Genomic DNA, 12,832 nt, shown 5'->3' on the forward strand with positions numbered 1-12,832 from the left:
ACACCGTGTTCCAGCAGAACCTCTCACCGGTCGGCGACTCGCTGGCCCTGTCCGCCCTGTGCGCCACCATCCCCCTCATCACCCTGTTCGTCCTCCTCGGAGGCCTGCGCCTGCGCGCCTGGGTCGCCGGCCTCATCTCGCTCGGCGTGTCCCTGGTGGTCGCCATCGTCCTGTTCGCCATGCCCGTCGGGCAGGCGCTGCTCGCGGCCACCGAGGGAGCGGCGTTCGGCTTCTTCCCGATCCTGTGGATCGTCATCAACGCCATCTGGGTCTACAACCTGACCGTGGCGTCCGGGCACTTCGACGTGCTGCGGCGGTCCTTCGAGAAGGTCAGCCCCGACCAGCGGATCCAGGCGATGATCATCGCCTTCTGCTTCGGTGCCCTGCTCGAGGCGCTGGCCGGCTTCGGCACCCCGGTGGCCATCACCGTGGTGATGCTCATGGCGCTCGGCTTCCGGCCGATCAAGGCCGCGGCGGTCGCGCTCATCGCCAACACCGCCCCGGTCGCCTTCGGCGCCCTGGCCACCCCCATCGTCACCCTGGCCGCCGTCTCCTCCGGCGCCAGCGACGACCCCCGGCTCAACGTCGAGACCCTCGGCGCCATGGTCGGTCGCCAGACCCCGATCCTCGCCGTCATCGTCCCGCTCGTCCTGGTCTTCGTCGTCGACGGCCGTCGCGGCGTCCGCCAGACGTGGCTGCCCGCCCTGGTGTGTGGTGCGGCCTTCGGTTTCGCCCAGTTCGTGGCCGCCAACTACATCTCGGTGCCGCTGGCCGACATCGTCGCCGCACTCGTCGCGGCCGCGGCCGTCGTGCTGCTGCTGCGGGTCTGGACGCCGTCCGAGGTGCTCACCGCCGACCGCGTCCTCGCCGAGGAGGAGGAGCTGGAGCACGCCGCGGCCTCGCCCGCCTCGGGTCGTCGCCAGCCGCACGGCGTGTCCACGTCCGTGACGTCGTCGACTGGTCGCGCGGCGACGTCCGGTTCCGGGTCCGGCGACGGCGCCCCCGTGCACGACTCCCGCGGCGAGGTCGTCAAGGCCTACGCGCCGTACGGCGTCATCATCGCGATCTTCTCGATCGTCAACATCCCGGCGATCAAGGAGTACTTCGCCGAGGAGCCGTTCACCTTCGCGTTCGCGTGGCCGGGCCTCGAGGTCCTCAACACGGCCGGCGAGCCGGTCGCGACGACGACGTTCGGCTTCAACTGGCTCCCCGCTGCCGGCACGCTGATGATCCTCGCCGGCCTCATCACCATGCTGATCCTCAAGGTGAGCCCGGGCGAGGCCCTTCGCACCTACGGCCGCACGTACGTCGAGCTCAAGTCCGCCATCATCACCGTGATGGCGGTGCTGGCGCTGGCCTACGTGATGAACCTGTCCGGCCAGACTGCCTCGCTCGGCGCCTGGCTCGCCGGCACGGGCGCGGCCTTCGCGCTGCTCTCCCCGATCCTGGGCTGGCTCGGCGTCGCGGTGACCGGCTCGGACACCTCCGCCAACGCGCTCTTCGGGGCGCTCCAGGTGCAGACCGCGGCCCAGGCCGGGCTCGACCCGGTGCTGATGGCCGCGGCCAACACCTCCGGCGGCGTGCTCGGCAAGATGGTCAGCCCGCAGAACCTCGCCATCGCCGCCGCTGCCGTCGGCATGGCCGGCCGGGAGGGCGACATCTTCCGCAAGGTCATCGGCTGGAGCCTCGGCCTGCTGGTGCTCATGTGCATCCTGGTCGGCCTGCAGTCCACGGCCGTCCTGAGCTGGATGGTCCCCTGACCGACCCGCACGGCAGGAGGGCCCGCACCCCGTCCGGGGTGCGGGCCCTCCTGCATGTCCTGCCGCGGTCGCGTCCGCGCGTCGCGCGCTCAGTCGAGGTCGAGCACGTGCTCGAGCCCGACGGTGAGCCCGGGGCGGTCGCCGATGGCGCGGAGCCCGGTGAGGACCCCCGGCGTGAACGACGCCCGGTGCAGGGAGTCGTGGCGGATGGTCAGGGTCTCCCCCAGCCCGCCGAGCACGACCTCCTGGTGGGCGACCAGCCCCCGGATGCGCAGCGAGTGCACGGGGACGCCGTCGACGTCGGCGCCGCGCGCCCCTTCCAGGCCGGTCGAGGTCGCGTCGGGCATCGGCCCGCTGCCCGCCTCGCGGCGGGCGGCGGCGATGAGCTCCGCCGTACGCCGCGCGGTGCCGGACGGCGCGTCGGCCTTGTCGGGGTGGTGCAGCTCGACCACCTCGACGGACTCGAAGAACGGGGCCGCCTGCGCGGCGAACCGCATCATCAGGATCGCGCCGATGGAGAAGTTGGGGGCGATCAGGACCCCGGAGCGCGGGGTGTCGCCGAGCCACTCACGCAGCTGGTCCAGGCGGGCGTCGTCGAAGCCCGTGGTGCCGACGACCGCGTGGATGCCGTGCTCGATGCAGAAGGCGAGGTTGTCCATCACCACGTCGGGGTGCGTGAAGTCGACGACCGCCTGCGCACCGGACCCGACCAGGGAGCCGATGTCATCACCGGCGTCGACCTGCGCCACCAGCTCCATGTCCGCGGCCTCCTCGACCGCAGTGCAGACCTCCGCGCCGACCTTGCCGCGCGCTCCCAGGACACCGACCAACAGCTGCTCACTCACGGGTCCAACCTAGCGTCGAAGGCGTCCGGTGAGTGGCGGTGGCTGACTCGTGAACCGGCTAGTGGCAGGCTGTGACCCATGCCGATCCAGACGATCCCGCCCCGCATCCGTTGGGCCGTCGAGCTGATGGACGTCCAACCCAACGACCAGGTGCTCGAGATCGGGTGTGGTCCGGGCGCCGGGGCCGAGCTGATCTGCAGCAAGCTCGAGTCGGGCAAGCTCTTCGCCATCGACCGCTCCGAGTCCGGAGTGGACCGCACCAAGCGCCGCAACCAGAAGTACGTCGACGCCGGCCGGCTGGTCGTGCGGCAGATCGACCTCGCCACCCTGCGGGTCCCGGTCAAGCGGCTCACCAAGGTCTTCGCCTTCAACGTCAACCTCTTCTGGGTGCGCAACTGCGACGACGAGGTGGCCCTGCTCCACGAGCGCGTCGTGCCCGGTGGCGCCGTCTACCTGTTCTACGAGGCCAACCGCTCCGAGCTGGTCCCCAACATCGTCAAGAAGACCTCCGACGCGCTCGCCCGCGCCGGCTTCCGCGTCTCGGTGGTGGAGCAGAAGGCCCCGGCCGTGGTCGGGATCATCGGCAGGCGCTGAGCCCGCATCTCGTCCCGGCTGTCCTCGGCTCCGCTGAGGTGCGAGGCCGCGCGCGTGTCGAGACCCGGCGAGCCGGCCCCACCGCCGCAACTGGCGGCGTACGACGGATCTCTCTCACCGCCCGAGCGCGACTGGCGGCGTACGACGGATCTCTCTCACCGCCCGAGCGCGACTGGCGGCGTACGACGGATGTGTCCTCAATAGTGGTGTCACTTCCCGCCAGTCACTGACGTGGTCCCGACGCGCCGCAGGAAGGCCGCCCGGCCGGACGGGGTGTACAGCGACTCCCGCAGCATGACGATCCACGGGCGGATCCGCCCCGGGTCGTGCGCCCGCCCCAGCGCGAGGTCGACGTCGCGGAGCACGCCGATCGGTCGCCGGACGACGTCGGAGGCGGTGTAGCCCCGGCGCACGCGTCCCAGCGAACTGAGCCGTCGCTCCCTCCTCAGGTCGTCGCGATGCTCGTCGGGCTCACGGTGGTGACCGCCGTCGTACTCGTGGTCGGACGTGGTGCCGACTAGATGGAGGTCCACCCGGGCGACGAGGTCCCCACCCTCGTCCCGGACTTCGAACTGAGGTGCGACCTCGGCGCCCACGACGACGTGCAGCAGCCGCAGGAGCGTCTCCCAGGTGGACTCCGCCCGTCCGTCCGCCCAGCCCAGCGCGGCGAGCAGGGCCGTCCGCCCGCGTCTCCTCGGCCGGCACACCCGTCGGAGCTCCTCGAGGGTCACGTCCTCGGCTTGGAGCGCGCTGTCCACCACCACGACCAGGTCGACCAGCGACAGCCACCGGGCGCAGGCTAGGATCGTCTCGGCCGCGGTCGCGCACCTGAGACCCCCGATGACCTGGTGCGGAACCGGTTCGGGGTGTCGACTCGTGCGGATGCCGTCGCGCATGGGCCGTGGGTCATCGAGCTGCATGGCGACGAAGACGGGCATGGCCTCCGGCACGGGAGGCAGTCCCCAGCCGCGGACGCGCGCCGCCGTCAGGCCGGTGAAGCAACCGTGCTGGGTCAGGAGCAGCTGCCACCCGGCGAGGTCAGCGAGCCACGAAGCTCCCGAGTCTCCCCCGTCGAGCCTGCGCCGATGGATGCCTCGCGTGACCGATTGGTAGGCCACTCGACGCGGGCAGCCACGGATCGCGACTGCGGTGGTGACGACGGGCGCATCGGAGACTGGATCGGGGTCGGCCATCGCCTGAGCGTCGTCGACGCCTCGCTGTGCTCGCGGCTCACCAGTGCAACCCTGTGGACACGGCCCGGGCGCGTGACGTCGGTGGACGCCTCGTGGCTCGAGTTCGAGGCAACTGGCGAACGACGACATGGTCGGCCCACACCACCACCGTCGGGCGCCRCCAGTTGCGCCGACWCTCCTCGGCCAGCCGCGGACACTGGCGGGCGCCGACATCGAGCAGTGCGSCGTACCTGTCGGCCGCCGCCAGTCACGGCAGAGGGTCAGCGCGGGCCGACGACCGCGAGCACCTCGGGCTGGGAGAAGAGCTCGGCGGCGACGGCGCGCACCTCATCGAGCGTGACGGCGTCGATCCGGGCGATGACCTGGTCGATCGACAGCAGCTCGTCGCGCATGAGCTCGACCTTGCCGATCCGCGACATCCGCGAGCCGGAGTCCTCGAGGCCGAGCACCAGTCCCCCGCGCAGCTGACCCTTGCCGCGCTCCAGCTCCTCGGCGGTGATGCCGTCGGCCGCCACCTTGGCGAGCTCGCCGCGCACGGTGGCCAGCACGTCCTCGACCTTGCCGGGCAGGCAGCCCACCGAGACACCGACCAGGCCGGCGTCGGCGTGGTGGCTGGCGAACGAGTAGACCGAGTAGGCCAGCCCGCGGTGCTCGCGGACCTCCTGGAAGAGACGCGACGACGTGCCTCCACCGAGGGCGGTGTTGAGGACCCCGAGGGCGTAGCGGCGCTCGTCGGTGCGGGTGATGCCCTTGGCGCCGAGCACGATGTTGACCTGCTCGAAGGGGCGGGTCGTGCGGGCCTCGCCCGAGGCGACAGCACGTGCCTTGTCGGTGATCCGGGCGGCGGCCGGGGCGCCCTCACCGTCGAGGAAGCCCTGGCGTCCGAACGCCTTGCGCACCTGGCGTACGACGGTCGCGTGGTCGACGCTGCCGGCCGCGGCGACGACCATGGTCCCGGGCCGGTAGTGACGGCGGTAGAAGCGATGGATCTGGTCGCGGCTCATCGCGGTGATGGAGTCGTGGGTGCCGGCGATCGGCCGTCCGAGGGGGGTGTCACCCCAGGCCTGGTGGGCGAACAGGTTGTGCACCACGTCGTCCGGGTCGTCGTCGTGCATGGCGATCTCGTCGAGGATCACGTCCCGCTCGGCCTCGACGTCGGCCGCGGTCAGCAACGAGTTGGTGACCATGTCGCCGAGGACGTCGATCGCCATCGGCAGGTCGTCGTCGAGGACCCGCGCGTGGAAGCAGGTGTACTCCTTGGCGGTGAAGGCGTTGAACTCGCCGCCGACCGCGTCGAGGGCCACCGAGATGTCGAGGGCGCTGCGCTCCCGGGTGCCCTTGAAGAGCAGGTGCTCGAGGAAGTGCGAGCAGCCGTGCAGGGCCGGGGTCTCGTCCCGCGAGCCCACGCCGACCCACACCCCGATGCTCGCCGAGCGGGCGCCGGCCATCTGCTCGGTGACGATGCGGAGCCCACTGGGCAGGACCGTGCGGCGGACGCGCGAGGTCACCTGGCCGTCGGAGTCCTTGACCGTCTGGAGGGTGCGGGTGGTGCCGGAGTTCTGCACGGGAGCGATGCCTTTCGGGGGAGAAATGCCACGACCGGCCGGCAGGTGGTCTGCCGGCCGGTCGCGGATGGAGCTCAGGTCACTCGGAGTCGGTGGCCTCGGCCTCGTCGTCCGACGCGGAGGAGGAGTCCTCCACGACCGGCACGAGCGAGAGCTTGCCGCGGTCGTCGATCTCGCCGATCTCGACCTGGACCTTCTGACCCACCGCGAGGACGTCCTCGACGGCCTCGACGCGCTTGCCGCCGGCGAGGGCACGCAGCTTGCTGATGTGCAGCAGGCCGTCCTTGCCGGGCATCAGCGAGACGAACGCACCGAAGTTGGTCGTCTTGACGACCGTGCCGAGGTAGCGCTCGCCGACCTCGGGCATCGTCGGGTTGGCGATCGCGTTGACGGCGTTCTTGGCCGCCTCTGCCGCCTCGCCGTTGGTCGCACCGATGTAGACCGTGCCGTCGTCCTCGATCGACAGGGTCGCGCCCGTGTCGTCCTGGATCTGGTTGATGATCTTGCCCTTCGGGCCGATGACCTCGCCGATCTTGTCGACGGGCACCCGGATCGTGATGATCCGCGGGGCGTGCAGCGACATCTCCTCGGGGGCGTCGATGGCCTCGGCCATGACGTCGAGGATCGCCAGACGGGCGTCGCGGGCCTGGGTCAGCGCCGCAGCGAGGACCTCGGCCGGGATGCCGTCGAGCTTGGTGTCGAGCTGGAGCGCGGTCACGAACTCGCGGGTACCGGCGACCTTGAAGTCCATGTCGCCGAACGCGTCCTCGGCGCCGAGGATGTCGGTCAGCGCGACGTACTCCGTCTTGCCGTCGACCTCGCCGGAGATGAGGCCCATCGCGATGCCCGCGACGGACGCCTTCAGCGGCACGCCGGCCTGGAGGAGCGACAGCGTGGAGGCGCAGACCGAGCCCATCGAGGTGGAGCCGTTGGAGCCCATGGCCTCGGAGAGCTGGCGGATCGCGTAGGGGAACTCCTCGCGGCTCGGGAGCACCGGCAGCAGGGCACGGCGCGCGAGCGCACCGTGGCCGACCTCGCGACGCTTGGGCGAGCCCACGCGGCCGGTCTCGCCCGTCGAGAACGGCGGGAAGACGTACTTGTGCATGTAGCGGCGGTGCTTCTCCGGGGAGAGCGTGTCGAGCTGCTGCTCGAGCTTGAGCATGTTGAGCGTGGTGACGCCCAGGATCTGGGTCTCGCCACGCTCGAACAGCGCCGAGCCGTGCACGCGCGGGATCACGCCGACCTCGGCGTGCAGCGGACGGATGTCGGCGAGGCCGCGACCGTCCATGCGGACCTTGTCGCGCAGGACACGCTCGCGGACGAGCGACTTGGTCAGCGAGCGGAACGCCGCGCCGACCTCCTTCTCGCGACCCTCGAACTGGCCGGCGAGCTTCTCGAGCAGCGCGCTCTTGATCTCGTCGGTGCGCGACTCGCGCTCCTGCTTGTCGGCGATGCGCATCGCGGCGTCGGCGTCGTCCTTGGCCGCGGCCTCGACGGCGTCGTAGACGTCGTCCTCGTAGTCGAGGAAGACCGGGAAGTCCTGGACGGGCTTGGCGGCCTCGCGGGCCAGCTCGGCCTGGGCCTCGACGAGCTGCTTGATGAAGGGCTTTGCGGCGTCGAGGCCACCGGCCACGACCTCCTCGGTCGGCGCCTGGGCGCCGCCCTGCACGAGCGCGATGGTCTCCTCGGTGGCCTCGGCCTCGACCATCATGATCGCGACGTCACCGGTGTCGGTGACCCGACCGGCGACGACCATGTCGAACACGGCGGTCTCGAGCTGCGAGTGCGTCGGGAATGCGACCCACTGGCCCTCGATGAGCGCCACGCGGACGCCACCGACGGGGCCGGAGAACGGCAGGCCGGAGAGCTGGGTCGACAGCGACGCGGCGTTGATGGCCAGCACGTCGTAGGGGACGTTGGGGTCGAGCGCCATGACGGTGATGACGACCTGGACCTCGTTGCGCAGGCCCTTCTTGAAGGTCGGGCGCAGCGGGCGGTCGATGAGCCGGCAGGTGAGGATCGCGTCCTCGCCCGGGCGACCCTCGGAGCGGAAGAAGGAGCCGGGGATCTGGCCCACGGCGTACATCCGCTCCTCGACGTCGATCGTCAGCGGGAAGAAGTCGAAGTGGTCCTTCGGCGTCTTGCCGGCGGTCGTCGCCGAGAGCAGCATGGTCTCGTCGTCGAGGTAGGCAGTGACCGAGCCGGCCGCCTGGCGGGCCAGCAGGCCGGTCTCGAACTTGACGGTGCGCTGTCCGAACTTGCCGTTGTCCAGCACGGTCTCGACAGCAGAAATGATGGGTCCCTCGTTCAAAGGGTTTCCCTTTCTCTTCGCGGAGCTAGCCGCGGAACGCCCGAACAGCTCGTCGATCGAGCATGTTGCCGGTCTTCGATCGAGGCCCACGGGCCGCGGTTGACGCGGCGATCCGGAGGCCACTACCGAGGACCGAGCCGACGTTCCGGGCCACTCCTGGTGGTGTGAATGTGAAGTTGTGCGTGATGCGTGAGCGGGTGGCCTCAAGGGCCGGGGTCGAGCCTAACGGAGTAGGCCGCAAACCAGCAGGAGCGGCTCCCCGTGATCAGGGAACCGCTCCAGGCGTGTCAGCGACGCAGGCCGAGGCGCTCGACGATGGAGCGGTAGCGCTCGATCTCGGTCTTCTGCAAGTAGTTGAGCAGACGACGGCGCTGGCCGACGAGCAGCAGGAGACCACGACGGCTGTGGTGGTCGTGCTTGTGCTGCTTGAGGTGCTCGGTGAGGTGGCTGATGCGGTAGCTCAGGAGAGCGACCTGGACCTCGGGCGAACCGGTGTCGCCCTCAGCCGTGGCGTACTCAGCGATGATCTTCTTCTTGGTCTCCGCGTCGGTACCAATCGACATGAAGGCTCCTTCTCAGCTCGTTGCGCGGCGCGCCGGGGCCTGTTCACCCGGGCACTGTGGATCCGCGGCCGTTTCACGGCAACCTGTGAAAACTATCAGCGCAGCGCCGTAGTTCCCAAAACCGTGTCGCGGGGGCCGGTAGGGTCCCACGCAGGACAGGGGGGTCATGGAGCGACGGATCGAGCGATGGAGCGCACGCATCCTCCCCGGTCGCCGGGCCGCGCGCGAGCGTGACCATGCTCGAGCCCAGCTGGCACGGACGCGGGAACGGCTCGACGCAGTGCGCGGTCGCCTGGATCGCACGCGCGCCAAGCTGGAGATCGCCCGTGCGTCCGGACGAGAGGCCCACGCCACCGCCGACATGCTGAGAGCCGAGCTTCGTTCGGCGTACGCGCGGCTCGCCGAGGTCGACAGCGACCTGCGACGCACCCACGAGACGCTCGACCACTACATGGCCCTGCAGCATGCACACGAGGATCGGGTCGCGAAGGGCATGGCCGCGTCGTTCGACTATCCGTACCGCCCGGAGCCGCGCGTCTTCGGGCGTCCGGGCAAGACGTTCTTCGACGACCTCGTCTCCGCTCGTGACACGGAGTACGCCGACCTGCTGGGCAGGATCGGCCGACACCTCGACCCCCTGCACGCCGTCCCCCACGCCGAGACGGACCCCCTGCTGCCCTACTGGTCCAACCCGTGGCTGCCGCCCCTCGACGGGGTTGTCCTCTACGGCCTGATCGCCGAGCACCGTCCTGCCATCTACATGGAGGTCGGGTCGGGGTTCTCCACCAAGTTCGCCCGGCTCGCGATCCGCGACCATGCCCTCGACACGCGGATCATCTCCATCGACCCGCAACCGCGCGCGGAGGTCGACGCGCTCTGCGACGACGTGGTCCGCGCCCCGTTCGAGGAGGTCGACCTCGACCTCCTCGACCAGCTCGGCGCCGGCGACATGCTGTTCGTGGACAACAGCCACCGCAGCTTCACCAGCAGCGACGTGACGGTCTTCTTCACCGAGGCCCTGCCCTACCTGGCGGCCGGGGTCGTCTACGGGCTGCACGACATCTTCGTCCCGGACGACTACCCGGAGGCGTGGAACGACCGCTTCTACGCCGAGCAGTACCTCCTCATGAGCTATCTGCTGGGTGGCGCCGCCGGCGACCTCATCGAGCTGCCGGTTCACCACGTCGCCACCACGCCCGACCTCGCAGCCGCCCTGGCGCCGGCCTGGCCGGCCGCCTCGGTCGATCGGAGCACCCTCGTGGGTGGCGGGTTCTGGATGCGTCGGGCCTGATCCCGGTACGACCAAGGCCCCTCCCCCGGTCGGGGAGGGGCCTTCGGCACGCGAGCCTCAGACGGCCGGCGGGGCCGGCGGGTCCGTCTCGGTACGACGCTCGGTGGTCGCCGAGCGACCCTCGTGGTCGGTGGTCGTGGCGACCGTCGTGTGGCGACGGCGCGTGTTGGTCTGGATGGCGGTGATCGCGATGACCAGGACGCCGGCCAGGCAGAGGATGTAGCCGACCATCGTGAGGTCGACGGCGCTGATCATGTCCTGCACGGCGAAGGCCAGGATGAGGCCGAGCGCCAGCAGGAAGACGCCGAGTCCGTAACCCATGGTGTTGTCTCCAGGTGGTGGTGGGGAATGAGTGCTCGTGGAACCTAACGCCCCACGACGCCGACCATGACGCGCGACGCGGCCGCCCCACCCACAGGGGTGACAGGCGGCGGTCGGCAGGACCAGCACGACCAGCGCCACGGGTCGTGTCGTCGTGCGAGGATCCGCAGGTGCCTCCCCCGATGAACGCCCCGTCCAGCGCCCCGGTGAAGAAGCTCGGTGTCTGCAACCTCTGCGAGGCGATCTGCGGCCTCGAGATCACGCTCGAGGCGGGGGCCGTCACCGGCGTCCGGGGCAACCCGGACGATCCGCTCTCCCGCGGCCACGTCTGTCCCAAGGGGGTGGCGATCGCCGACGTGTACGCCGACCCGGAGCGGTTGCGCCGCCCCGTGCGGCGCGACCGCAGCACCGGCGAGTGGACCGAGATCGGTTGGGACGAGGCCTTCGACCTGGTGGCCGACGGCCTCGCCTCGACGATCAACGCCCACGGCCGGGACGCCGTGGGGATCTACCTCGGCAACCCCAACGTCCACAGCCTCGGCTCGATGACCCACGGGATCGGCCTGGTCAAGGCCCTGCGGACCCGCAACACCTACAGCGCCACGTCGGTGGACCAGCTCCCCCACCAGCTGCTCGCGCACCTGATGTTCGGCCACCAGCTGCTCCTGCCCATCCCCGACATCGACCGGACCGACCACTTCCTCGTCGTGGGCGCCAACCCGATGGCCTCCAACGGGTCGCTGATGACCGTGCCGGACTTCCCGCAAAGGGCGCGCGACCTCAAGCGCCGCGGCGGCCGGCTGGTCGTGCTGGATCCGCGGCGTACCGAGACGGCGAGGATCGCCACCGAGCACCACTTCGTACGCCCCGGCAGCGACGCCTGGGTCCTGCTCGCCATGCTCCAGGTGCTCTTCGCCGACGGCATCGCGACCGCGCCCGCCCACGCCCACGGGCTGGAGGCGGTCGAGGCGGCCGTCGCCGACTTCACCCCCGAGCGGGCGGCCGCGATGAGCGGCGTGCCCGCCGAGGAGGTCCGGAGGCTCGCTCGCGAGCTCGCTGCCGCCGAGAGCGCGGTCGTCTACGGGCGCGTCGGAGTCTCGACCCACGAGTTCGGGTCGGTGTGCCAGTGGGCCGTCAACGTCCTCAACATCGTCACCGGCAACCTGGACCGCGAGGGCGGGGCCATGTTCACCAGCCCGGCCATCGACGTCGTGGGCCGCGGCATCATCGGACGGGGCCACCACGGCGCCTGGCGATCGCGGGTGCGCGGACTGCCCGAGACCGCGAGCGAGCTGCCGGTGTCGGCCCTGCGCGAGGAGATCGAGACGCCCGGCGAGGGCCAGGTGCGCGCGATGCTGACGCTCTCGGGCAACCCGGTGCTGTCCACGCCCGACGGCGCTCGTCTCGACGAGGCGTTGGCCGGCCTCGACTTCATGGCGGCCGTCGACATCTACCTCAACGAGACCACCCGGCACGCCGACGTCATCCTGCCGCCGACCACCGCGCTGGAGCGCGACCACTACGACCTGGTCTTCCAGACGCTCGCCGTGCGCAACACCGCCCGCTTCACGCCGGCCGTGCTCCCGCCGGGTCCGGGGACGCGGCACGACTGGCAGATCTACCGGGAGCTGGCCCTCCGCACAGTGGCGCGCCTGGACCGCCAGCCCTCGCGCCGCAAGCGGCTGGCGCTGCGCGCCCGGATGACCGCCAGCCCGACGCGGCTCGTCCAGCTGCTGCTGCTGAGCGGGCGCACCGGGGTCACCCTGCGCAAGCTCCGCGCCAGCCCGGCGGGCATCGACCTGGGACCCCTGCGCGCCGGGTTGCTGCCCGAGCGACTCCAGACGCGCGACCACCGCATCGACCTGGCCCCGGCGCTCGTGCTCGACGACCTGGCGCGGCTGGCGGCCGTCCCGGCCCCCGTCGAGGGCGAGCTGCTGCTCATCGGCCGCCGCCACCAGAAGGACTGCAACGCGTGGATGCACAACGTCGAGCGGCTCACCCGGGGACGACCGCGACACCACCTGCTCATGCACCCCGACGACCTCGCGGCCCGCGCCCTGGCGGACGGGGCCACGGTCCGGGTCACCTCACGCGTCGGGACCGTCGACGTGGAGGTGTCCGCGACCGAGGACGTGATGCGCGGCGTCGTCAGCCTCCCCCACGGCTACGGGCACGCCCGCAACCCCGGGATGAGTGCCGCAGCACGGGTTCCCGGCGTCTCGATCAACGACCTCACCGACCCCGAGCGCCTCGACGTGTCCGGCAACGCCGCGCTGAGCGGCGTACCTGTGACCGTCTCCTCCGTCCCGGGGTAGGTCGGGGTAGTCCGTGACGAACGGACCCCCGGATCGTCCGGACCGGGGTCCGTCCGTCACGGACTACCCCGGGC

At 71.0% G+C, this 12,832-nt stretch carries 10 protein-coding genes; 4 read left to right on the forward strand and 6 right to left on the reverse strand.

The annotated features are described in order from the left end of the window. Positions 1 to 5 precede the first annotated feature (5 nt). Positions 6 to 1,760 carry an L-lactate permease gene (locus tag ASG88_RS01115; RefSeq protein WP_056885560.1) on the forward strand — a complete coding sequence of 585 codons (1,755 nt, stop codon included), beginning with the start codon at positions 6 to 8 and terminating at the stop codon, positions 1,758 to 1,760. 89 nt (positions 1,761 to 1,849) lie between these two features. Here ASG88_RS01115 and dapB read toward each other — a convergent pair whose 3' ends face one another. Then, positions 1,850 to 2,605 carry a 4-hydroxy-tetrahydrodipicolinate reductase gene (gene dapB / locus ASG88_RS01120; protein WP_056885561.1) on the reverse strand — a complete coding sequence of 252 codons (756 nt, stop codon included), beginning with the start codon at positions 2,603 to 2,605 and terminating at the stop codon, positions 1,850 to 1,852. Between the two features lie 78 nt (positions 2,606 to 2,683). Here dapB and ASG88_RS01125 point away from each other — a divergent pair, with 78 nt between their 5' ends. Then, a complete protein-coding gene (locus ASG88_RS01125) occupies positions 2,684 to 3,199 on the forward strand; it encodes a class I SAM-dependent methyltransferase (protein WP_056885562.1) in 516 nt (171 codons plus the stop codon). Positions 3,200 to 3,408: 209 nt separating this feature from the next. Here the strand turns inward: ASG88_RS01125 and ASG88_RS22850 are convergent, their stop codons facing one another. The 4 genes from ASG88_RS22850 to rpsO form a co-directional block, all read right to left on the reverse strand. Next, entirely contained in the window at positions 3,409 to 4,392 is a 984-nt protein-coding gene (locus ASG88_RS22850) for a hypothetical protein (RefSeq protein ID WP_056885563.1), read from the reverse strand. A gap of 260 nt (positions 4,393 to 4,652) precedes the next feature. Next, positions 4,653 to 5,957 carry a M16 family metallopeptidase gene (locus ASG88_RS01135; RefSeq protein WP_235534671.1) on the reverse strand — a complete coding sequence of 435 codons (1,305 nt, stop codon included), beginning with the start codon at positions 5,955 to 5,957 and terminating at the stop codon, positions 4,653 to 4,655. A gap of 79 nt (positions 5,958 to 6,036) precedes the next feature. Then, on the reverse strand, positions 6,037 to 8,268 hold the full coding sequence (locus tag ASG88_RS01140) for a polyribonucleotide nucleotidyltransferase (RefSeq protein WP_082599771.1): 2,232 nt from the start codon (positions 8,266 to 8,268) through the stop codon (positions 6,037 to 6,039). A 287-nt stretch (positions 8,269 to 8,555) separates the two neighbouring features. Further along, entirely contained in the window at positions 8,556 to 8,831 is a 276-nt protein-coding gene (rpsO, locus tag ASG88_RS01145; RefSeq protein WP_056885564.1) for a 30S ribosomal protein S15, read from the reverse strand. A 166-nt stretch (positions 8,832 to 8,997) separates the two neighbouring features. Between rpsO and ASG88_RS01150 the strand changes: the two genes are divergently transcribed. After that, on the forward strand, positions 8,998 to 10,122 hold the full coding sequence (locus ASG88_RS01150) for a class I SAM-dependent methyltransferase (RefSeq protein WP_157559501.1): 1,125 nt from the start codon (positions 8,998 to 9,000) through the stop codon (positions 10,120 to 10,122). Positions 10,123 to 10,179: 57 nt separating this feature from the next. Here the strand turns inward: ASG88_RS01150 and ASG88_RS01155 are convergent, their stop codons facing one another. After that, positions 10,180 to 10,443: a DUF6458 family protein gene (locus tag ASG88_RS01155; RefSeq protein WP_056885565.1), complete on the reverse strand. Its 264-nt coding sequence runs from the start codon at positions 10,441 to 10,443 to the stop codon at positions 10,180 to 10,182. A 170-nt stretch (positions 10,444 to 10,613) separates the two neighbouring features. Between ASG88_RS01155 and ASG88_RS01160 the strand changes: the two genes are divergently transcribed. Further along, positions 10,614 to 12,758 (forward strand): molybdopterin-dependent oxidoreductase, encoded by a 2,145-nt coding sequence (locus ASG88_RS01160; protein WP_235534672.1) that lies wholly within the window; start codon positions 10,614 to 10,616, stop codon positions 12,756 to 12,758. Positions 12,759 to 12,832 lie beyond the last annotated feature (74 nt).

Origin of the sequence: Nocardioides sp. Soil777 (assembly GCF_001428425.1) — a bacterium.
Taxonomy (GTDB): domain Bacteria; phylum Actinomycetota; class Actinomycetes; order Propionibacteriales; family Nocardioidaceae; genus Nocardioides; species Nocardioides terrigena.

Bases quoted from the DNA above. Each gene is read 5' to 3' on its own strand.
- ASG88_RS22850 (WP_056885563.1), bottom strand. From the start codon at position 4,392: ATGGCCGACCCCGATCCAGTCTCCGATGCGCCCGTCGTCACCACCGCA.
- ASG88_RS01150 (WP_157559501.1), top strand. From the start codon at position 8,998: ATGGAGCGACGGATCGAGCGATGGAGCGCACGCATCCTCCCCGGTCGC.
- ASG88_RS01125 (WP_056885562.1), top strand. From the start codon at position 2,684: ATGCCGATCCAGACGATCCCGCCCCGCATCCGTTGGGCCGTCGAGCTG.
- ASG88_RS01155 (WP_056885565.1), bottom strand. From the start codon at position 10,443: ATGGGTTACGGACTCGGCGTCTTCCTGCTGGCGCTCGGCCTCATCCTG.
- rpsO (WP_056885564.1), bottom strand. From the start codon at position 8,831: ATGTCGATTGGTACCGACGCGGAGACCAAGAAGAAGATCATCGCTGAG.